The 19,731-nt window shown below is 65.8% G+C and carries 19 protein-coding genes and 3 tRNA genes; 13 read left to right on the top strand and 9 right to left on the bottom strand.

Annotation, left to right across the window (positions count from 1 at the left end):
* Positions 1-86 precede the first annotated feature (86 nt).
* The 3 genes from hpnI to C7402_RS44035 all read left to right on the top strand — a co-directional run bounded on the left by hpnI (position 87) and on the right by C7402_RS44035 (position 3,289).
* Positions 87-1,352, top strand: a complete 1,266-nt coding sequence (hpnI, locus tag C7402_RS44025) for a bacteriohopanetetrol glucosamine biosynthesis glycosyltransferase HpnI (RefSeq protein WP_116615017.1) — start codon at positions 87-89, stop codon at positions 1,350-1,352.
* A gap of 59 nt (positions 1,353-1,411) precedes the next feature.
* Positions 1,412-2,404 (top strand): lysylphosphatidylglycerol synthase domain-containing protein, encoded by a 993-nt coding sequence (locus C7402_RS44030; RefSeq protein ID WP_112178008.1) that lies wholly within the window; start codon positions 1,412-1,414, stop codon positions 2,402-2,404.
* Positions 2,405-2,500: 96 nt separating this feature from the next.
* Positions 2,501-3,289, top strand: coding sequence for a metallophosphoesterase (locus C7402_RS44035; protein WP_116615018.1), 789 nt, complete (start codon positions 2,501-2,503; stop codon positions 3,287-3,289).
* A 125-nt stretch (positions 3,290-3,414) separates the two neighbouring features.
* Here C7402_RS44035 and C7402_RS44040 read toward each other — a convergent pair.
* From C7402_RS44040 to C7402_RS44055, 4 genes are all read right to left on the bottom strand, one after another.
* Positions 3,415-3,489, bottom strand: a tRNA-Thr gene (locus C7402_RS44040).
* Positions 3,490-3,499: 10 nt separating this feature from the next.
* Positions 3,500-3,575, bottom strand: a tRNA-Gly gene (locus C7402_RS44045).
* Positions 3,576-3,580: 5 nt separating this feature from the next.
* Positions 3,581-3,656 (bottom strand) — tRNA-Asn (locus C7402_RS44050).
* Positions 3,657-3,985: 329 nt separating this feature from the next.
* Complete coding sequence (locus C7402_RS44055; protein WP_244315094.1) at positions 3,986-4,732, bottom strand: alpha/beta fold hydrolase; 747 nt, start codon at positions 4,730-4,732, stop codon at positions 3,986-3,988.
* 168 nt (positions 4,733-4,900) lie between these two features.
* Here C7402_RS44055 and C7402_RS44060 point away from each other — a divergent pair, with 168 nt between their 5' ends.
* The 5 genes from C7402_RS44060 to C7402_RS48130 all read left to right on the top strand — a co-directional run bounded on the left by C7402_RS44060 (position 4,901) and on the right by C7402_RS48130 (position 8,589).
* Positions 4,901-5,596: a pyridoxamine 5'-phosphate oxidase family protein gene (locus tag C7402_RS44060; RefSeq protein ID WP_116615020.1), complete on the top strand. Its 696-nt coding sequence runs from the start codon at positions 4,901-4,903 to the stop codon at positions 5,594-5,596.
* Between the two features lie 102 nt (positions 5,597-5,698).
* Positions 5,699-6,988, top strand: coding sequence for an NAD(P)/FAD-dependent oxidoreductase (locus C7402_RS44065; RefSeq protein WP_116615021.1), 1,290 nt, complete (start codon positions 5,699-5,701; stop codon positions 6,986-6,988).
* Between the two features lie 13 nt (positions 6,989-7,001).
* Positions 7,002-7,556, top strand: a complete 555-nt coding sequence (locus C7402_RS44070) for a helix-turn-helix domain-containing protein (RefSeq protein ID WP_116615022.1) — start codon at positions 7,002-7,004, stop codon at positions 7,554-7,556.
* A 567-nt stretch (positions 7,557-8,123) separates the two neighbouring features.
* Entirely contained in the window at positions 8,124-8,402 is a 279-nt protein-coding gene (locus C7402_RS44075) for an HU family DNA-binding protein (RefSeq protein ID WP_028207645.1), read from the top strand.
* Positions 8,403-8,463: 61 nt separating this feature from the next.
* Positions 8,464-8,589 carry a hypothetical protein gene (locus C7402_RS48130; RefSeq protein WP_279635613.1) on the top strand — a complete coding sequence of 42 codons (126 nt, stop codon included), beginning with the start codon at positions 8,464-8,466 and terminating at the stop codon, positions 8,587-8,589.
* Positions 8,590-8,724: 135 nt separating this feature from the next.
* Here the strand turns inward: C7402_RS48130 and C7402_RS44080 are convergent, their stop codons facing one another.
* Both C7402_RS44080 and C7402_RS44085 read right to left on the bottom strand, forming a co-directional pair.
* Positions 8,725-10,227 (bottom strand): sensor domain-containing diguanylate cyclase, encoded by a 1,503-nt coding sequence (locus C7402_RS44080; protein WP_244315095.1) that lies wholly within the window; start codon positions 10,225-10,227, stop codon positions 8,725-8,727.
* Positions 10,228-10,556: 329 nt separating this feature from the next.
* Positions 10,557-10,934, bottom strand: a complete 378-nt coding sequence (locus C7402_RS44085; RefSeq protein ID WP_116615024.1) for a DUF427 domain-containing protein — start codon at positions 10,932-10,934, stop codon at positions 10,557-10,559.
* Positions 10,935-11,235: 301 nt separating this feature from the next.
* Between C7402_RS44085 and ssuD the strand changes: the two genes are divergently transcribed.
* The gene (gene ssuD, locus C7402_RS44090) at positions 11,236-12,381 is read left to right on the top strand and encodes an FMNH2-dependent alkanesulfonate monooxygenase (protein ID WP_116615025.1); all 1,146 of its coding nucleotides are present in this window, start codon (positions 11,236-11,238) and stop codon (positions 12,379-12,381) included.
* Positions 12,382-12,414: 33 nt separating this feature from the next.
* Here the strand turns inward: ssuD and C7402_RS44095 are convergent, their stop codons facing one another.
* Together C7402_RS44095 and C7402_RS44100 are read right to left on the bottom strand one after the other, a co-directional pair.
* Positions 12,415-13,377 carry a PDR/VanB family oxidoreductase gene (locus tag C7402_RS44095; protein WP_116615026.1) on the bottom strand — a complete coding sequence of 321 codons (963 nt, stop codon included), beginning with the start codon at positions 13,375-13,377 and terminating at the stop codon, positions 12,415-12,417.
* Positions 13,374-14,444, bottom strand: coding sequence for an aromatic ring-hydroxylating dioxygenase subunit alpha (locus C7402_RS44100; protein WP_116615027.1), 1,071 nt, complete (start codon positions 14,442-14,444; stop codon positions 13,374-13,376). Before C7402_RS44100 ends, C7402_RS44095 begins: the two co-directional genes overlap by 4 nt.
* A 130-nt stretch (positions 14,445-14,574) precedes the next feature.
* Between C7402_RS44100 and C7402_RS44105 the strand changes: the two genes are divergently transcribed.
* The 3 genes from C7402_RS44105 (at position 14,575) to C7402_RS44115 (ending at position 17,206) form a co-directional block, all read left to right on the top strand.
* Complete coding sequence (locus C7402_RS44105) at positions 14,575-15,501, top strand: LysR family transcriptional regulator (protein ID WP_341869292.1); 927 nt, start codon at positions 14,575-14,577, stop codon at positions 15,499-15,501.
* 128 nt (positions 15,502-15,629) lie between these two features.
* A complete protein-coding gene (locus C7402_RS44110; RefSeq protein WP_112178020.1) occupies positions 15,630-15,878 on the top strand; it encodes a helix-turn-helix domain-containing protein in 249 nt (82 codons plus the stop codon).
* A 2-nt stretch (positions 15,879-15,880) separates the two neighbouring features.
* Positions 15,881-17,206 (top strand): type II toxin-antitoxin system HipA family toxin, encoded by a 1,326-nt coding sequence (locus C7402_RS44115; protein WP_116615029.1) that lies wholly within the window; start codon positions 15,881-15,883, stop codon positions 17,204-17,206.
* Between the two features lie 69 nt (positions 17,207-17,275).
* Here C7402_RS44115 and pdxR read toward each other — a convergent pair whose 3' ends face one another.
* Positions 17,276-18,739, bottom strand: coding sequence for a MocR-like pyridoxine biosynthesis transcription factor PdxR (pdxR, locus tag C7402_RS44120; protein WP_116615030.1), 1,464 nt, complete (start codon positions 18,737-18,739; stop codon positions 17,276-17,278).
* Positions 18,740-18,822: 83 nt separating this feature from the next.
* Here pdxR and C7402_RS44125 point away from each other — a divergent pair, with 83 nt between their 5' ends.
* On the top strand, positions 18,823-19,728 hold the full coding sequence (locus C7402_RS44125; RefSeq protein WP_116615031.1) for a haloalkane dehalogenase: 906 nt from the start codon (positions 18,823-18,825) through the stop codon (positions 19,726-19,728).
* Positions 19,729-19,731 lie beyond the last annotated feature (3 nt).

Below are 19,731 nucleotides of genomic sequence, written 5' to 3' on the forward strand. Positions count from 1 at the left end.
GAGATGCTCATGAGCTGGGACATGATGAAGCGGCGTCTGCGCGAAGGCGTGGAGTTCTTCCGCTTCCTGCGCGCGCACGAGGCATGATGGACCGCGCGCGCGCGAAGGGGCGAACGGGCGGCATCGTTGCGATGGCCGTGATCGCGATCGCCGTCGTTCTGGCGGCGATCGAAATGGTTCATCTGGAGTTGCCGGGATTCGCGCACGTGATTCCCGCTGTGCTTGCCTTCGTGTGCGCGCTATGCGCCGTGGTCGGCATTGTTTATACCTGTACGGCCAGCGCGCTGGTCGGCCGCTTCTTCGCGCGCGAAGTGGCGGTGCCGCGCGAGTTTCCGGCGGTCACGCTCGCCAAGCCGCTGCACGGCGACGAATGGCAACTGGAGCAGCATCTCGCGAGTTTCTTCGAGCAGGACTATCCTGGACAAGTCCAGTATCTCTTCGGTGTTCACGACTCCTGCGACGAAGCGCTACGCGCCGTCGATCGCTTGCGCGTGCGTTATCCCGATGCGAACATCACGGTCGTGGCCGATGCGCGCCTCTACGGGCCCAACCGCAAGATCGCGAATCTCGTGAACATGCTCGAACAGGCCGAGCACGACGTGCTGTGCTTCGCCGATAGCGATGTGCACGTCGATCGAGACTATCTTCGCCATGTCGTCGGGGCGTTGCAGCAGCCCGGCGTCGGTCTCGTCACGACCGTTTATCGCGGCCTGTGCGCGCCCGGCTTCTGGCCGCGCGTGGCGGCGTCGCTCACCAACTATCATTTCCTGCCCGGCGTCGTCACGGGCCTCGCCATCGGTCGCGCGCGGCCGTGCTTCGGCCAGTCCATCGCCATGACGCGGGAGATGCTGGAGCGCATCGGCGGGCTTGCGCAGTTCTCGCATCATCTCGCCGAAGACCATGCGGTGGGCGAAGCGGTGCGCCGCGCCGGCGCCGAGGTTTCGATTCCGCCCATCCTCGTGCGCCACGCCTGCGTGGAAAACACCTTCACCAAGCTGTTCGCGCACGAACTGCGCTGGAGCCGCACCGTTCGCGCGGCGGATCGCTCGGGGCATCTCGGCGCGGTGCTCATGCATCCGTTTGCGCTCGCCATGCTTGCCGTGGCGTTCTCGGGCGGCGCGACGCCCGCGTGGATTCTCGCCGCCGTCGCGCTGTCCGCTCGCGCGTGGCTCATCTGGCAGACCGACCGGGCGACCGGCGACAAGACGCGCAGCCTGCTATCCTTGCCCCTTTGCGAAATGGTGCAGTTCGCGATCTATGTCGCGAGCTTTTGCTCGTCAGGCGTCGTCTGGCGCGGCACGCGTTTTCGCGTTGACAGGAACGGCATGCTTTCGCCGGTACACGAGACCTGAGTTTTACGGCAGATGAGGAAGACAATGAGACGGGAGCATCCATCAGAGAGCACCCGCAGATGAAGCACATGGGACGTATCGCTGCACTGTGCGGTTTTGCGATCGCCGTGTGGCTCGTATGGCGCGATCATCCTGCCGCCGTGCTGCAACTGCTGCGAGGCGCGGGCATGGGCCTCGTGCTGGCGGCCAGCGCGCATATCCTGCCGATGTGCGCGAACGCGTGGGACTGGCGCAGCCTCATTCGCCCCGCGCAGCGCCCGACCTTCGCGACCATGCTCAAGCTCGTATGGATACGCGAGTCGATCAACGGGTTGCTGCCCGTCGCGCGTATTGGCGGCGAGATCGTGTCGTTCCGGCTGATGGGGCGCGCGGGCGTGCGGCCGGCCACGGCGGTGGCGAGCCTCGTCGTGGACACGCAGCTCACGCTCATCAGCCAGCTCGTATTCGCACTGGTCGCGGCCGGTTATCTGCTGGAGCATTCGTCGTCCGATACGGCGCGCTTCGTGGGCCGGCTCGCGTGGGCCATTGCGGCGCTCGCGCCGGTGCTGGTGCTCTTTGCGCTCGTGCAGCATGCGCGGCCATTCGAGCGCGCGGCGCGCACGCTCAACCATCTCACGAGCGGCAAGGTGGTCGATCTGGTGGGCAAGTCCGCGCGCGTCGATCAATCGGTCAAGCTCATCTGGCGGCAGACCGGCGTGGTCGTGCGCTATCTGCTCATCTGGCAGACGCTGCAATGCCTCGGCTATGCGCTGGAAATCTGGATCGCGCTGCGCGTGCTCGGCACGGACGCGACGTTCATGGACGCGTTCGTGATCGAAGCGCTCATCCAGATGCTGAGCAGCATCGCGTTTCTGATTCCCGCCAATCTCGGCGTGCAGGAGGGCGGCTTCGTGCTGCTCGGCGGTCTGCTGGGCTTCGATGCACCCACCTGCCTCGCACTGGCCGGTGCGCGCCGCGTGCGCGACCTGCTGTTCTATTTGCCCGGCCTCCTCGCCTGGCAGGCGGCCGAATATGGTTGGCCCTCGAAGGGACGCGCAGGCGGCGTTCAGTGAAGGCGGTGCGTGTGCTTTGCATCCGAAGCGCACGCACCCATGACTTCATCGCCTGATTTCAATAAAAGCGCTTAAACAAAGGCAGTCCCAGGAATCATGCGCGTACAGATTGCGTCCGATCTGCACCTCGATGCACTTCAATCCCGTTTCCCGCAGCGCCCGCTGCTGGAGGCGGCCGCAGGCGCTGACCTGCTCGTGCTCGCCGGGGATATTCACATCGGCGCGGGCGCTGTGGATGCCTTTGCCGACTGGCCTGTGCCGGTCGTTTATGTGAGCGGCAATCATGAAGCGTACGGAGGCGAGTACGCGCAGGTCGTGGCCGCTATCGAGCAACGCTCGGCGGGCACCCAGGTTCACTACCTTGAACGTCGCGCGATCGCTTTCGGCGACACGCGTTTTCTTGGCTGCTGCTTGTGGACCGACTACGAGCTTTATGGCGATCGCGTTCGCAGCATGGACTATGCGCGCAAGGTGAATTCGGATCACGCTGCGATTCGCGCGCGGGGCGGCGATGCATTCGGCCCTGAAGAGGCGTTGGCCGAGCATCGGCGCGCGGTGGCCTGGCTGGAGGCGGAACTGGCGAAGCCCTTCGATGGCAAGACCGTGGTGGTGACGCACCACGGCGTGTCGCCGGATTCGATTCATCCACGCTTTGATGGCCATCCGGTCAATTCGGGCTTTCTCAGCGACCTGCGCCGCCTGCTGCCGCGTGCGGATCTCTGGATCCATGGCCACGTGCACGACTCATTCGATTATCGCCATGGCAACGCGCGCGTGGTCGCCAATCCGCGTGGCTATGCGTTGAACCTCGCGTCGGCGCAAGGCGCGGAGCAATTGCAATGGGAGAACGCTGCGTTCGATCCGGCGTGTGTCGTCGAGCCGTGAGTGCCGCGAGGCGACGCAAAGACGTGATGCGCTGAGCAGGGAAAGCAGGGAAGGGATGACGCGTTGACCAGAACGGCTACGCGGCGGCATGCATTGGCTTGAAGCGATGCTGCCAGTGGTGCTGATGGTGCCCATGGGCAGGATCGAACTGCCGACCTCTCCCTTACCAAGGGAGTGCTCTACCACTGAGCCACATGGGCGAAAACTGACTGGAGCGGGAGACGAGTCTCGAACTCGCGACCTCAACCTTGGCAAGGTTGCGCTCTACCAACTGAGCTACTCCCGCATGCCTGGCTCCCCGACCTGGGCTCGAACCAGGGACCTACGGATTAACAGTCCGGCGCTCTACCGACTGAGCTATCGGGGAATCAAGGAGGCCGGATTGTACAGGAGAATTTCGGGATGTACAGCTTTTTCGTGACAAATCGCTTTGCGGGCGTTTTGCGAGCGTTTTGGCTGTGCCCGGGTGGGCGTGGCGATGGCCTGGAACGCTTGTTGTCGAGTGGAAAGCGGGGATGAGGAGGGAGATGCGGCTGGGCATCCGAAGGTCATGCGGAATTCCAACATTATAGTGTTAATGTCAAAATTAATAGGCCATGAGTTAGATATTTGACGGTTTACGTTGTATTACCTTTGATTTGGGGCATGCAAGATGACAACGAAGCGGCTCCCGGCTCGCTTCAACGCGAAGTATCGCTACGCACTCAACGGGAGGAGTCTGCTGATGGCGGCGGCCAATCCGTCAGGATTGTCGTACGCGATCATGTGTTCGGCGTTGGCGACGAGTTCGACCGTGCAGCCCGCCTGCTCGAATTTCGCGATTTCATCGCTCGTAGCCGTATCGGAAAGGATCACGCCTTTTGTTGCGCTCAGATTCGCAAACGCGTTGAGCCACTCGCTCGCATTGTCATCGAGTGCGGAGCGTGCCCAGTGATAAACGGCGTACTGCGACGCGACGGAAAATGGCCCCAGCCAGGCGTCATTGCCACCTTGCGCCTTCAATTGCGCCACCAGTTGCGAAAAGCCGCCGTCAACGAATTGGTCCTCGCTCATGGCCGTGAAGGACGAGAGCATGCTGACGCCGTAATCCGTCAGACCGGGTTGACACAAAATGAGCGTGTCGACCTGTGCAGGCAAGCGCTGCGCCAGTTTCAAGGCGATGAACGCGCCGGCGCTATGACCAAACAGGCTCACCTTCGCGAGTCCTTGCCCGGTCACGAATCCAGAGAGCACGTCGGCTTGCGCATCGGACGTGTATTGGCCGTCTTCCGGCTTGTCGCTGAAGCCCGATCCCATGAGATCGACGAGTAGCGATCTGGGTTTTGAATAGGCAGCGGAAGCGATGACCGGTGGATAGTCGCTGCTCGAAGCGCATCCCAGTCCGTGAATATAAAGAAGCGGATCGAACGTCTCCGTCGCGGCATGGAGATCGAAATAGCGCAATACGTTGCCTCGATCGTCAACACTGAATGTATTCACACGCGCTCCCTTGCAAATGGCGAAATGATCGCGTGGCCCCACCGACTGCGCTCGCGTTGGATCTACCTATGGAGCCACACTTTCTCTATCGTAACCGGCATCCCAACCCCGAACCTTGAGGAAGAAAAGGTCATGTCCTTCGCCGATGCCGTGAACGAACCCGCCGCCGCGCCGTCGCAACGCACCCGTGTGCGCCGCGTGGCGCAACGCGCGCACTACGACGCGGCCACGCTGCATGCGATTCTCGACGAAGCCTATGTCTGCCATGTCGCGTTCTCCGACGAGCACGGCGTGCATTGCATCCCCACCGCATGCTGGCGCGAGGACGATCATCTCTATATTCACGGCTCGAATGGCAGCCGCATGCTGCGGCTCGCGGCCGAAGGCGCTCAGGTGTGCGTGATCGTAACGCACCTGGATGGCCTCGTGCTCGCGCGCTCGGCCTTCAATCACTCGATGAACTATCGCTCTGCCGTGATCTACGGCGTGTTCGAGACCGTGGAAGAGGCGCACAAGGCGGCTGTGCTCGACACCTTCATGGAGCACATCGCGCCGGGCCGCAGGCACGAAGTGCGCGCGGGCAATCGCAAGGAACTGGCCGCGACCACGGTCATGCGCATCGCGCTCGCGGAATCGGTCACGAAGATCCGCACGGGCGGCCCGAAGGACGACGAAGAGGATATGGACCGTGCAGTCTGGGCGGGCGTCTTGCCCTTGACGCTTGCGCCGTTGCCGCCGGTGGCCGATTCCGCCACTCCGCAGCGGGACGCTCCCGCCTACGTGGCGGCATGGGCGAACCGTGCGCAGGGCGACGAAACCGCAGGCTAAACGGCGCCTCTCGCGCTATCGGGATTGCGCCAATTTGCGCGCGTGAAATTGTCGTGCTAATTTTTCATGAAATTTAGCCGGCATTTATTCACGGACGCGCGCATGTACGCCGAATCGACTCGCCATATCGACAGCTATTACGCACGCAACTGGCCGGGCGCGCTGCCCGAACGCTCCGCGCTGGCCGGCGACCTCGATGTCGATGTGGTGGTCGTCGGCGCGGGTTTCAGTGGTTTGCACACGGCCTTGCGGCTCGCGCTGGCGGGCCGCCGCGTGGCGGTCCTGGAGGCGAGCCGCGTGGCGTGGGCCGCGTCGGGGCGCAACGGCGGCCAGGCGCTGCCCGGCTGGTCGTGCGACATGCCGCCGTTCGAGCGGGCGCTGGGCGTGGCGGGCGCACGGGCGCTGTGGGACAGCATGCGCTGGGCGGCTGCCGAAGTGCGCGAGTTGCCGGGGCGGCACGGTTTCGATATCGACTATCGGCCGGGCAGCTTGTGGGCGGCGGTGAAGGCCGCGCGGGTCGGCATGCTCGAAGCCGCGCGCGACGAGGCGGCGCACAAGTGGGGCTACGACAGGCTGCGCTTCATTCCCGAGGCCGAGATGCCCGAATGGATCGGCAGCCGCCGTTATCGCGCGGCGCTCTACGATCCCGAGGCCGGGCATCTCGATCCGCTCAAGCTCGCGTTCGGTCTTGCCGCCGCCATCGAACGCGCGGGCGGCGCGATTTTCGAACAGAGCCGCGTGCTCGCCTGGCGCGAAACGCAAAGCGGCTATACGGTGAGCACGCGCGAGGGCGCGGTGCGCGCCGCCACGCTGGTGCTCGCCTGCAACGCCTATATCGACCGGCTCGACAGCGAACTAGCGAGCCGGGTGCTGCCGGTGGGCACCTGGCAGATCGCGACGCACCGCCTCGATCCCGATCTCGCCCACTCGCTCCTGCCACGCAACAGTTGCGTGATCGACAATCAGTTCGTGCCCGACTACTTTCGCCTGAGCCCCGATCATCGACTGCTGTTTGGCGGCGCATGCACCTATCTGGGCGGCATTCCCAAGGACATCGGCGCGGCGATCCGGCCCAGTCTCGAACGCGCATTTCCGCAGTTGCGCGGCGTCGGTTTCGAGTACGCATGGGGCGGTCATATCGACATCAGCATCCGCCGCACGCCCGATGTGGGCCACGAGCGCGATCGATACTGGTTACAGGGGTTTTCCGGTCACGGCATTCTGCCCACGCTCGCGGCGGCGCGCGCCGTGGCCGATGCCATCCTCGGCGAGACGCGCTTGCTCTCGCTCTACGAGCGCCTTCATAATCCGCGCTTTCCGGGCGGCGAGCGGCTCGCCGCGCCGCTGGAGGCGCTCGGCAAGCTGTGGTATCGGCTGCGCGACGTCGTGTGACGGAGATTCCCGCATGGACAGGCAGGACGAAATAGAAGGCCTCGCGATCCTGATTCGCGACCTGCGCAAGCACAAGAAGGTGACGCTCGCGGACCTCGCGAAAAAGATCGGGCGCTCGGTCGGCTTTCTTTCGCAGGTCGAGCGCGGTCTTTCGCAACCCACGGTGGCCGACCTCACGGCGATCGGCGAGGCGCTGCAAACGCCCACCACGTACTTCTACAGCGTGAGCATGCCGCGCGCGCTGCCCTGGGTCACGCGGCCGGGCGAGCGGCGCACGCTCTACTATGGCGGCGGCATCACGGACGTGCTGGTTTCGCCGAGCATGTCCTCGGGTTTTTCGATGCTGGAGAGCCGGCTCGACCCTGGCGCGACGAGCGGAGAGCGCCCCGTGGACGACAGCGACGAGCAGGGCGGCTTCGTGCTCGAAGGCGAGCTCACGATCTGGCTGGACGATGACGATCCGGTGACGCTGCGCCCCAACGACAGTTTCCAGTTGCCTGCGCGCCGACGTTTTCGCTATGCCAACCTCACCGAGGAACCGGCACGCGTGCTGTGGGTGTTCACGTAAGCCGGAATGCACGGCCCTGGATCAATGATCAGCATGACTGATCAATCGCGCGGTAAGCGATGAAACGCCGTTCTGCGCGCATGGGTTCAAGGTGAGACGCGCGCGCGCCGTCCCGCGTTGCTCAATCGAAAGGCGCGATCACGCTTTCGTCAGTCGCCGTGCCGCTGGCTGGCCCCCGGCCATAAGCCAGCCACGCAAAGCGCAAAAAATTGCCTTCCCAACCGGCCCGGCGTTTTTTCCGTTAAAGGCGGTTAAAGGAATCGAGATCAAAGATTACTGCCGATTTCCGCAATTGAGCGGCTTCATCTGCACGAATCATTCCCGCGCCCAATCTACCGTAAAGCCGAAGATTTGTCGTTTTTGTGCATTTTTGCCAATTTTTTACGCGGTTTTGTCTACACACTGTCTTCGTGTTGTGCTATTCATTCGCCTTTCGCCATCACTCGGGCGAAAGGCCAAACACGCGCCGGACGGGCCGCCAACGCGTTTCCATATGCAACGCGATTTGCCTGTTTCGCGCGCGTGAGGTAGGGTATGCAGGTTTTCTCAACTCAACACAGGTAGCAGATGAACAAACAGGAACTCATTGACGCAGTCGCCGCAAGCACGGGCGAGACCAAGGCAGCCACCGGCGCAGCCATCGACGCGATCCTCGACGTCGTCACGCGTGCGGTCACCTCGGGTGATTCCGTGCAGCTCGTCGGCTTCGGCTCGTTCTCGACTGGCCAGCGTGCCGCCCGCGTGGGCCGCAACCCGGCTACGGGCGCGGAGATCCAGATTGCCGCCGCGAAGACGGTGAAGTTCACCGCCGGCAAGGCATTCAAGGACGCCGTCAACGCGTCGTGATGCAAAGTCCGCCGTCATGGCGGACGCGCGAGCCGGCGGGCCACGCTGTGGGTCACACACCGTGAGTCACGCGGTGGTCGGCTTGCCGGTGCGCGCGTCGGGCGGCGCGGCCATTGGCCGTGCAGCACCGCATCACGCCAGGGCGGTGGCCCGCATTCGGGCGAGCGGCGTCGAGCCGCTCGTCTGAGTGCGAGAGACGGGAGCGCGAGGCTCCCGGCAAGTCGGCATGGTCACATGTCGGCCGCTATTTTCTTTCCCGCCTGTCTTGCGTTCTGCAAATTACGTTCTCCAAAGCAGTTGTCCAAAGCGCATCCATGCGCCTTCACACGTCACGCGCCGTGTCGGCTTGCATCGACGTGCGGCTGCTTTCGTTGCGGCGGCGCTTGGCCTCGTACATCGCGGCGTCGGCTTCGCGCATCATGGCCTCCACGCTCTCGCCTTCTTCGCAGGTCGCAATACCGATTGAAAAGCTCAGTTTCGGTCCACCATAGAACTGGTTGTTGAGATCAACGAGTTTCGTGATGCTGTCCGCGACCATCTCGACATTGTGCTCGTCGGCGCCGGGCATCAGCACCGCGAACTCGTCGCCGCCGATGCGCGCCGCCTGATACGGCTTCTGGATCGCCTTCGCGAGCACTTCACCCGCGCGGCGCAGCAACGCGTCGCCGGCTGCGTGGCCGAGCTGGTCGTTCACCGTCTTCAGGTTGTCCATGTCGACGACGATCGCGCTCACCGGGAACGGCCCCTTGCGCTGCAACCGGTTGAGTTCGTCCACATAGAACGAGCGGTTCTTGAGCTTGGTGAGCACGTCGTGCTTGCCGAGGAATTCGAGGTACGCCTCGGCCTTCTTGCGCGCCGTGATGTCGGTGAGCGCGAGCAGCACGAGATCCCACTGCGCCTCGTGACCGGGAAACACCGAGAATTGCAGGTGCACATTGAGCTCGCTGCCGTCGAGCGCGTAGTTCACGACCTCGCGCTGCTGAAAGAGGCGGCCCTCCCACAGATCGAGCAACTGCTCGCGGAAATGCGGGCGCATTTCGTCGCGGAACACGTCGGGCAGGCGCGAGAGCAGCGTGGCTTTATCCGGTGCGCGGAACATGCCGAGCGTGTAGTGATTCACGTCGAGCACCTCGATCTCGCTCATGCAGCGCTCGACGAATTCGGGGTGTACGTCGGTGAAGGTGCGAAAGTCGATGATGCCTTGCTCGCGCACCTCGTTGAGCAACTCGCGAATCGCCGAGAAGTTTTCGACCCACAGCGAAACCGGCGCGTGCTCGAAAACACCGAGCGCATATTGTTCGCTCGCGTGCGCGCGATGCCGCGCCTCCTCCAGCGCCGAAACGTCCTCGATCGCCACGAGCACGCGGCTCCAGTCGGCTTCGTGTCCGGGCAGGATCACACCGCGCAGCAGGATGTCCATGCGCCGCCCGGCGAGTGTGTAGTTCACGCTCTTGCTCTCGAAGGTGGCGTTGCCGGTCCACATCTGTTCGAGCTCGCCCACGTGGGCCTGGAACATGTCGTCGCGCAGCACCTGGGAAAGATGTGCCGCGAGTTCTTCGTAGTCGCGCGCGCCGTACAGGTCGAGCGTATGCCGGTTGACCTTGAGCACGCGGATGCAGGCGGAGCACTCGGCCACGCGGCGCGGGTCTGCTTCGAGGAACTGGCGCAGGTTGGTGACGCCCGCCGCGCGCCAGCGCTCGAAGAGCGCGCGTAGCTGGCTATAGTCTTCGAGCCACAACGAAGTGGGCGTCACGTCGAAGAAGTCGAGCAGATCGACGCCCATGTTGGCGAAACTGGCTGCGTTGGCCGGGGTGCCTTGTTGCATGTCGGTTGGATGTAAGGGAGCGGGGCGCTGCGGCGTCAGGCCGTGCGGATAACCGAATCCTGGCACACCTTGGGGCCTGTGTGAGCGTCGAGGCGGCAGATGGAGCGATGTTGCAGCGGCGCGCGCAGCCGATGAAGCGTCCAGCGATCCATTCTGGATAACGGCAGATTGCGGGCGCAACTGTAGGATGGCGGCCCGCGCCGCCTGCGCTTAGGCATGAATGCGTTCATCATCGAGCGCGTCAGCGAGGAACGGCTTTACGTGCGGCCGCATTCGCACGCTGGCACGCGCGAAGCGATCGCGCGACAGTCCGGAACGACGCTTCGCCTTCAGTCGAACGTTTCGATCGAATCGACGCGCTCCGGATAGAACGCGAGATGCGCCTTGATCGCGGCCACCGCGGGGTGCGGCATTTCGTAGCTCCAGATCGCGTTCACCGCGCGCTCGCCGCCCGGCGTGATCGAGTAATAGGACGCCTCGCCCTTGTACGGGCACCAGCTCGTGTGCGGGGTGCGGGCGAACAGCGTCATGTCCGCGTCCTCGCGCGGCACATAGAACACGGCGGGATAGTTCGCCTCGCGCAGCGTAAGCGCGCGGCGCGTGTCGGCCACGACACGCCCGCCTGCCTTCACCACCACGCGGGCGGGCGCGGGTTCTATCGTGATCGGATGATCGGGGCCGGGAATCTTGACGGTTCGGGTGTCCATGCGTGGACTCCTTTTCGCTGGGTACCGCGTGGGCTGAACCGGCGCGCCATGCGCGAGCGGCGCGGCGCCGCCGGGTGTGCGATCCAGTTTAGGCCACGGTTCGTTTTCGCGTGCGGCGCGTCGCGGCGGCGCGCGCATAGCCGAAAACGTCATATGCAATTGCCGATTAACTGGTAGGGGAATGCGCCCCTGGCTGTTCCAATGTGCGAGCACCCGCCCGACGCACGGGCGGCGGAAGCCGCGCGATAGCGCCATATGCGCCCGCGCTGCGTGTCCTTATTCACCCGCAGCAGGATCATTGATGAGTCTCGACATTTTCTGGTTCTTGCCGACCTCGGGCGACACCCGCTACCTCGGCAAATCCGATTTCGGCCGCGCGCCGACCAACGCGTATATGCGCCAGATCGCCGTGACGGCCGAAGAACTCGGCTATGACGGCCTGCTCATTCCCACCGGCAGCAGTTGCCTCGACCCGTGGGTGACGGCGGCGAGCCTCGCGCCGGTCACGCACCGAATCAAGCTGCTCGTGGCGCTGCGCACGTCGCTGGGCGGCCCGACCGCTTCGGCGCGCCAGGCGGCCACGCTCGATCAGGCGTTGAACGGCCGCCTGCTGCTCAATGTCGTGCCGGGCGGCGACGCCACCGAGCTGGCGGCCGACGGCGTGTTCCTCGGCCACGACGAGCGCTACGAAGCCGCCGACGAGTTCCTCACAATCTGGCGCGATCTGCTGCGCGGCGAGACGGTGAACTTCGAGGGCAAGCATCTGCGCGTGGAAGGCGCGCAGAACTTCCACGCGCCGGTGCAGACGCCGTATCCGCCGCTGTACTTCGGCGGCTCGTCGCCGGCCGCGCACGAGCTGGCGGCCAGGCACGTGGATGCGTATCTCACCTGGGGCGAGCCGCCCGAAGCCGTGGCGCAGAAGTTCGCCGACATTCGCGCGCGGGCGGCGCGCCACGGCCGCACGCTCAAGCTCGGCGTGCGCCTGCATGTGATCGTGCGCGAGACCAACGAAGAAGCCTGGGCCGCCGCCGACCGCCTGATCAGCAAGCTCGACGACGACGACATCCGCCGCGCCCAGGAGAACTACGCGCGCATGGATTCGGTGGGCCAGCGCCGCATGGCCGAACTGCACGGCGGCCGCCGCGACAAGCTCGAAATCAGCCCGAACCTGTGGGCCGGCGTGGGTCTGGTGCGCGGCGGCGCGGGCACGGCGCTCGTGGGCGACCCGCAGACGGTGGCGCTGCGGCTCAAGGAATACGTCGACGCGGGCGCGGACAGCTTCGTGCTTTCCGGCTATCCGCACCTGGAAGAGGCGATCCGCTTCGCCGAGCTCGTGTTCCCGCTGCTGCCGGGCAAAAAGCCGGTGACGCTGCGCGACCAGACCTTGACGGGCGGGGCGTTCGACGTGCGCGCGCACGAGCGCGGCCAGGAGGCCGTGCGCGCCTGAGCGTCTGAGCGTGCGAGCGCCGCCGCCCGTGGCTCAAAGATCGAGCACGAGTTCGGGCGTGCGCGAACGCGAAACGCAGATCATCAGCCGCCGGTTCGCCGCGCGTTCGGCTTCGTCCAGCACGAAGTCGCGATGCTCGGCCGCGCCCTCGATCAGCGGCGTTTCGCAGCTGCCGCACAAGCCCTCGCGGCACGCATGCGGCAACGCGTGGCCGTGGCGCTCCAGGCACGTGAGGATCGACTCGTCGGCTTCGACCGTGCAGCGCTGGCCGCTGCGCGCGAGCACCACGGTGAACGAGGCTGGCGGCGCGTCGCCGTGCGGGGCCTCGGAGGCCGCCGCGGGCGGCGCGGCGAAGCGCTCGAAATGCACGCGCTCGCGCGCGACGCCGCGTGCCTCGGCGGCTTGCGCGACGGCGTCCATCATCGCCGCGGGGCCGCAGCAGTAGACGTGCTCATGCGCGTCGATACCGTCGAGCCACGCCTGGGGTTGAGGACGAGTACCTTCGTCGTCCACATGCAGACGCACACGCGCGCCGAACGTGCTCAGGAATCCCAGGTAAGCCGCGCGCTCCCGCGAACGTACCGCGTAGTCGAGCGACCAGCGCGCGCCAGCACGCTCGCAGGCGCGAATCATGCTCAGGATCGGCGTGATGCCGATTCCGCCCGCAATGAAGCGGTGCGCCGCGCCCTCGCGCGCGAGCGCAAACAGCGTGCGCGGCGGCGAGACCGCGAGCCGGTCGCCTTCGCGCAGGGTCTCGTGCACATGGTGCGAGCCGCCGCGCGAGGGCGTGGCGAGCCCGACGCCAAGGCAGTAGCGATGCGTCTCCACAGGATCGTTGCACAACGAGTACTGGCGCATGAGACCGTGCGCGAGCGCGACGTCCACATGCGCGCCCGCTTCGAAAGACGGCAGCGCGCCGCCGTCCGCGCGCACGAGCTCCACGCCGAGCACGCCTTCGGCCTCGCGCGAAAGGCGCTTGACGACGACTTCGATCATTGCGCCGCTCCGCTCGCGGGTTCGGCCGCCTTGATTTCCGCCTGCTGCGCGCGCTCGGCTTCGAGCCGCTGGTTCACGGTCCAGCGGAACTGCGAGAGCGCGCTGTCGATGCCGAACGCCATCATTTTGAAATCGGGATCGAGCGAGAGATTGCGCTGCTGCGCCGTGATGATCGCGCGGTCCTCGTCGAAGGCTTCGACGATGGCGTCATGTACGGAGCGCGTGACCTCGGGCCGGTCGATCGCGAAGTTGTGCGGCTGCGCGAAAAAGTAGTGCGTGGAGGTTTCCGTCTCCGGCGTGAGCGCCTGGCAACTGCGGAACTCGGCAGCGTCCACGCGCGCGCCCTCGCGTGCGCCGGTGCCGGTGGGCGCCATGCCCGAATCCATCAGCAGGACGCCTGGAATCGTGAAGTCGTAGATGTTCCAGCGATCGACATTGCCGGGCCAGTGCTTCACGGCGGCCGCGAAGGGGGGCGCCTTGATGTCCATGGTCCAGCGCGTGACGCGCACGCCGCCTTCGATGCGCTCCACCTTCGGCTGCACGCTCGCGTAGCTTTCGGGGCCGCCCAGCGTGCCCGGATGCACGAAGGGCAGATGCGAGAAGTCGAGCAGGTTGTCGCAGATGAGCAGGTAGTTCACGTCGTAGTGGATGTAGCCGGGCAGGCAGCGCCAGGCAGGGTCGTCCACCCAGTGCGTGTCGGGAATCGTTGCGGGGTCGGCGAGCGCCGGGTCGCCCATCCAGATCCAGATCCAGCGGTGGCGCTCGACCACGGGGTAGCTCGCCACCTTCGCCTGCGGCGGAATGCGGGCCTGCGCGGGCGCTTCCACGCACACGCCGCTCGCGTCGAACTTCAGGCCGTGATAGAGGCAGCGCACGCAGTCGCCCTCGCGGCGGCCGATCGAAAGCGGCGCGCCGCGATGGCAGCAGCGGTCCTGCAACGCGACGACATGGCCGTCCGAGCCTCGATACAGCAGCACTGGCGTGCCGATGATCGTGCGGGAAAAGAGCGCTTCGTCGGTCACTTCGTGCGACCACGCCGCGACGTACCACGTGTTGCGAATGAACATGTCGTGTCTCCGGTTTCGTTGTATTGGGCGCTGACCGGCCGGTTAGCCGCCGGTGAAAACGCTTGACCCGAAGATAGATTTCGCCTCAACATGCGTCAATCCAATGAGGCTAATGCGTTGAATGCACGCCATGCATGTGCGAGATCTGGACCTGAATCTGTTGAGCGTGTTCGACGCGTTGCTGCGCGAGCGCAGCGTCACGCGCGCCGCCGCCGAAGTCGGCCTCACGCAGGGCGCGATGAGCCACGCGCTGAACCGGCTGCGCGCGTATTTCGAAGACCAGTTGTTCGTGAAGACGCCCACCGGCATGGCGCCCACGGCCAAGGCCGCGATGCTCGCGCCCGCGATCATGGAAATCATGGCGAAACTGCGCGAAGACGTGGTTTCCCAGGCGCAGTTCCACCCGCAAACGGCGCGGCGCAGCTTCACGCTGTGCATGACCGATATGGGCGAGCTGGTGTTCCTGCCGCCGCTCATGCGCCAGTTGCGCAAGTTCGCGCCGCATTGCACGCTACGCAGCGTGCAGGTGCCGCTCCCGCAGGTGAAGGACATGCTGGCTTCGGGCGAGGCCGATCTCGCGCTGGGCTCCTTTCGCACCGCGCCCGACGACCTGTTCCAGCAACTGCTTTTTCTGCACGAGTTCGTGACGATGGTGAGCGTGCGCAACACGGCGGTGGGCGACACGATCACGCGCGAGCAGTTCGAAACGCTACGCCATATCGTGGTGACGCTCGCGAGCCCCGGCGGCGCGGCTTACGACGCCGCGTTCGACGAGCACGGCATTCGCCGCAACGTGTATCTCTCCACGCCGCATTTCCTCGCCGTGCCGTTGCTCATCGACCAGCATCCCGACCTGATCGCCACGGTGCCGCTGGAACTGGGCAACGTGTTCGCGAAGCTCGGCACGGTGAAGATCGTGCCGCCGCCGGTGCCGCTGCCGCCGTTCGGCCTGCGGCAGTTCTGGCACCCGAGATTTCACGAGGATCGCGCGAACATCTGGCTGCGCCGGCTGATCAAGGAGACGTTCGAGCATTACCCCGACGTGCGCACCGACTGAGCGACCCACAGGTCCGCCCGCACACAATTTATTCCTGTGAGTGATAATCCATTTTTATGCGTGTGAGTGATATTTAAGAAATATTCGCCACAGGCATATAATCGGTTTATGCCTCACAGGAATATGCCATGAAGATCATCGTCCAGACGCCCGCCGGGCTTGGCGAGATTCTGATGTCGGCGCGCAAGGCGCGCGGCCTGACCCAGGCGCAGGCGGCGGCCCATCTCGGCATCGGCCAGCCGCGCTTGTCCGCGCTCGAAACCACGGGCGCGGCCAGCCTGTCGCTCGAACAGATGCTTGCGCTCTTCGCGCTCTACGGGCTGGAGTTCTGCGTGCAGTCGCGCGAGGCCGCGGGCGCGGCTGCGCCGGAGTGGTGACGATGGGCCGCAAATCGCATTCGAGCGCGCTTTCGATCTGGGCCAACGGCGAGCGTGTGGGCACATGGGTCGTGACGGCCGCCGGCGACACGGAACTGCGCTACGACGACGCCTGGAAGCGCTCGGCCGTGGGCCGGCCGCTTTCGCTCTCGCTGCCGTTCGGCATCGGCGACGTGCCGCTGCGTGGCGAGCGCGTCCACCATTACTTCGACAACCTCCTGCCCGACAGCCCGCAAATCCGCCGCCGCATCGCGACGCGCTTTCGCACGGATACGCTGGAGGCCTTCGATCTGCTCAAGGCGATCGGGCGCGATTGCGTGGGCGCGGTGCAACTGCTCGGCGAGGACGAAACGCCGGGGCGTATCGACCGCATCGAAGGCGCACCGCTGAGCGAAGCCGCCGTCGAGCGGCTGCTGCTCGAAACGGCGGGGGCATTGCCGGGCGGTGCGGAGGAGAGCGACGAACTGCGTATTTCGCTTGCGGGCGCGCAGGAGAAAACGGCGCTGCTGCGCCACCGCGGCAAATGGCTGCTGCCACGCGGCGCCACGCCCACCACGCACATTCTCAAGCTGCCGCTGGGGTTGATCGGCCATCGCAAGGTGGACTTCAATACGTCGGTAGAAAACGAATGGCTTTGCCTGGCACTGCTGAGAGCCTACGGGCTGCCCGCGTCGCAGGCGCAGATCATGACGTTCGGCGCGCAGAAAGTGCTGTGCGTGGAGCGCTTCGATCGCACGCTCTCGCGCGGCGGCGCACTCTTGCGCCTGCCGCAGGAGGACTTCTGCCAGGCGCTCGGCGTGCCGCCGCACCGCAAGTACGAGGCGCACGGCGGCCCCGGCGTGCGCGAGATCGCGGGGCTGTTGCGCCAGTCGCAGCAGTCGCGCGAAGACATCGAAACCTTTCTCGCAGCGCAAATCGTTTTCTGGATGCTCGCCGCGCCGGATGGTCACGCGAAAAACTTCAGCATTCGCCTGCTGCCTGCCGGGCGCTTCCAGCTCACGCCGCTCTACGACGTGATGTCGATCTGGCCCGTGGAGGGCGACGGCGGCAACCAGTGGTCGTGGCACAAGGCGTCGCTTGCGATGGCGGTGTGGGGCAAGGCGCGCCACTACCGCATGCGCGACGTGAAGCGCGCGCATTTCGACGCCACCGCGCGGCTGTGCCATTACGGACCCGATGCTGCGCCGCTAGTCGAGCGCGTGCTCGAACGCACGCCGCACGCAATCGAAGCGGTGGCGTCCGCGTTGCCCGAAGGCTTTCCCGGGCGCGTGGCCGAACGGCTCTTCGACGGATTGCGTTTTTCGGCGGAGCGGCTCGCGGCGCAGTGACGGTGCGAGCCCGGCCCGATGGCCCGATGGCCCTATGGCCCGGCGGCTTGATGGTCCGGGTGGCACGGCTCAGCGCACGCAGGCAGCAAGACGCGCGATGGCGGCGTCAATGCGATGGGCTTCGATCATGCCGAAGCCGAAAGCGAGGCCTTCCAGCGCAGTGTGCGGTTCGCAGGCGAATCCGGCCAGCGTCTGCACACGGATTCCCGCTTGCAACGCAGCGGCACAAAGCGTTTCCCCATCCACGGGCGCACAAAGACCGGCCGCGAGATGCAGGCCCGCGGCGGGCGCAACGGGCCGGATCGACGCGGCGCAATGGCGCGCGAGCGCGTCGAGCAGCGCGTCGCGGCGCGCGCGGTACTGCGCGCGCATCTTGCGGATGTGCCGCACCAGATGCCCTTCGCGCATGAAGGCCGCGAGCGTGTCCTGCGCGAGCAGATTGCCGTGCCAGTCGGCGCACTGCCGCGCGGCGGCGAGCGCGTCGCGCGCCCAGTCCGGCGCGACCACATAACCTATGCGCAGCCCCGGAAACAGGCACTTCGAAAACGTGCCGACATAGCAAACGCACGCGTCGCGGTCGAGTGTTTGCAGCGCGTCGAGCGGGCGGTCGTCGTGACGGAACTCGCCGTCATAGTCGTCTTCGATCACGACGGCGCCGTGCTGGCGGGCGAATGCGAGCAGGGCGCTGCGCCGCGCCGACGACATCGGGACACCTAACGGAAACTGGTGGGAGGGCGTCACGCAGATCACGCGTGCGTCGTGCGGCAAGGCGTCGACGACGATGCCTTCGGCGTCCACGGGCACGCCCGCCATGCGCGCGCCTGCCAGCGCAAACGCGCGGCGCAGCGGCGGGTAGCCGGGATCTTCCACCGCCACCACGGTCTTGCCCGGCGTGACGAGCACGCGGGCGAGCAGATCGAACGCCTGCTGCGCGCCGGAAGTCACGACGACATCGCGCGCCTCGCAGGCCACCGCGCGCGCATAAGAAACGTGGTGCGCGATCGCCTCGCGCAACCCGGCGCGGCCTTGCGCTTGAGCGTACGTCGCCGGAGCCTTCGAAAGCCCGCGCAGTGCACGCGCCGAAAGACGCCGCCAGATGTCGAAGGCAAACGCGCGCTTGTCGGGCAAACCGAGGATGAAGTCGTATTCGAAGTTCGCGCCGGGATCGAGCCGCACCAGCGCGGGCGGCGTACGCCAGCGCGCGTTCAGGCGGGCGTCGCCGCTCGTGGCGGCTGCTCGCACGGCGACTGCGCGGGCCGATGCCGCGCCAGGCGCCGCGACATCGGCAACATAGGTGCCGCCGCCTGGCCGCGTGACGACATAGCCTTCCGAGAGCAGCAGATCGTAGGCCGCGAGGACGGTGTTGCGCGCGACGCCGCAGGCGAGAGCGAGCCTGCGGCTGGACGGCAGGCGCAGCCCAGGCGCGAAGCGCCCTTCGACGATGGCCGCGCGCAACTGGCGATGCAGGGCGCGCAATACCTCGCGCGAACCGCGCTCCGGCAGGGCGATTTCGAGCTGCAAAACTGGTTCCATCATCTTTGCCAGATCTGGTCCTGTTCCTGGGCCGCTTCCGATTCTAGCATCGGCTCACCCTCCCTCCCGACAGGAGCCGCGCCATGACTTCCACCGCAACGCCAGCCGTGCAAACGGCGCATGTCAGCCCCAACGACCCGCATCCGCGCGCCCGCGCCACCATTGCGGGCGGCACGATGGCCTACGTCGACACCGGCACGGGCGAGGCGGTCGTGCTGCTGCATGGCAACCCCACCTCGTCGCGTCTGTGGCGCAATGTCATTCCCCATTTGAGCGACGCGTATCGCTGCCTCGCCCCCGACCTCATGGGCATGGGCGATTCGAGCGCCACGCCGGGCGGCGCATGCCGCTTCACCGATCATGCGCGCTATCTCGACGCGTGGTTTGACGCCGTGCTGCCAGCCGGGCGCGTCACGCTGGTATTGCACGACTGGGGCTCGGCGCTGGGCTTTGACTGGGCACGCCGCCATCCTCAACGCGTGAATGCGATCGCCTATATGGAGGCCATCGTGCAACCGCGCCGCTGGAGCGATTTCCCGCCCGAGCGCGCAGCGCTCTTTCGTGCGCTGCGCGGGGAGGAGGGCGAGCGCCTCGTGCGGGAAGAGAACTTCTTCGTGGAAACGGTGCTGCCGCATAGCGTGCTGCGGGCGTTGAGCGCCGAGGAAATGGACACATGGCGCAAGCCGTTCACCTCGCGCGAATCGCGCATGACGACGCTCGTCTGGGCGCGCGAACTGCCGATAGAAGGCGAGCCAGCCGACGTTGCACAAGCCGTTCAGGCTTACGGCGCCTGGCTTGCGTCGAGCGCCATGCCGAAGCTGCTGATTCGCGCGGAACCCGGCGCGTTGCTCACGGGGCGCGCGCTCGATTTTTGCCGCACCTGGCCGAACCAGCGTGAGACGGCGGTGGCGGGCATCCACTATGTTCAGGAAGATTCGCCGCATGAGATCGGCGTGGCGGTACGCGGCTTTCTCGATGCACTGGCGTAAGCG

The sequence above is a fragment of the Paraburkholderia unamae genome (assembly GCF_003096875.1).
In the GTDB taxonomy this organism is placed as follows: Bacteria; Pseudomonadota; Gammaproteobacteria; order Burkholderiales; family Burkholderiaceae; genus Paraburkholderia; species Paraburkholderia unamae.

Coding starts and splice junctions, on each gene's coding strand:
- C7402_RS44085 (WP_116615024.1), bottom strand. CDS start 10,934: ATGGACACCCGAACCGTCAAGATTCCCGGCCCCGATCATCCGATCACG.
- pdxR (WP_116615030.1), bottom strand. CDS start 18,739: ATGGAACCAGTTTTGCAGCTCGAAATCGCCCTGCCGGAGCGCGGTTCG.
- C7402_RS44070 (WP_116615022.1), top strand. CDS start 7,002: ATGGACAGGCAGGACGAAATAGAAGGCCTCGCGATCCTGATTCGCGAC.
- C7402_RS44100 (WP_116615027.1), bottom strand. CDS start 14,444: ATGTTCATTCGCAACACGTGGTACGTCGCGGCGTGGTCGCACGAAGTG.
- C7402_RS44110 (WP_112178020.1), top strand. CDS start 15,630: ATGAAGATCATCGTCCAGACGCCCGCCGGGCTTGGCGAGATTCTGATG.
- C7402_RS44115 (WP_116615029.1), top strand. CDS start 15,881: ATGGGCCGCAAATCGCATTCGAGCGCGCTTTCGATCTGGGCCAACGGC.
- C7402_RS44065 (WP_116615021.1), top strand. CDS start 5,699: ATGTACGCCGAATCGACTCGCCATATCGACAGCTATTACGCACGCAAC.
- C7402_RS44080 (WP_244315095.1), bottom strand. CDS start 10,227: ATGCAACAAGGCACCCCGGCCAACGCAGCCAGTTTCGCCAACATGGGC.
- C7402_RS44125 (WP_116615031.1), top strand. CDS start 18,823: ATGACTTCCACCGCAACGCCAGCCGTGCAAACGGCGCATGTCAGCCCC.
- C7402_RS44035 (WP_116615018.1), top strand. CDS start 2,501: ATGCGCGTACAGATTGCGTCCGATCTGCACCTCGATGCACTTCAATCC.
- ssuD (WP_116615025.1), top strand. CDS start 11,236: ATGAGTCTCGACATTTTCTGGTTCTTGCCGACCTCGGGCGACACCCGC.
- C7402_RS44060 (WP_116615020.1), top strand. CDS start 4,901: ATGTCCTTCGCCGATGCCGTGAACGAACCCGCCGCCGCGCCGTCGCAA.
- C7402_RS44105 (WP_341869292.1), top strand. CDS start 14,575: ATGCATGTGCGAGATCTGGACCTGAATCTGTTGAGCGTGTTCGACGCG.
- C7402_RS44095 (WP_116615026.1), bottom strand. CDS start 13,377: ATGATCGAAGTCGTCGTCAAGCGCCTTTCGCGCGAGGCCGAAGGCGTG.
- C7402_RS44030 (WP_112178008.1), top strand. CDS start 1,412: ATGAAGCACATGGGACGTATCGCTGCACTGTGCGGTTTTGCGATCGCC.
- hpnI (WP_116615017.1), top strand. CDS start 87: ATGGACCGCGCGCGCGCGAAGGGGCGAACGGGCGGCATCGTTGCGATG.
- C7402_RS44075 (WP_028207645.1), top strand. CDS start 8,124: ATGAACAAACAGGAACTCATTGACGCAGTCGCCGCAAGCACGGGCGAG.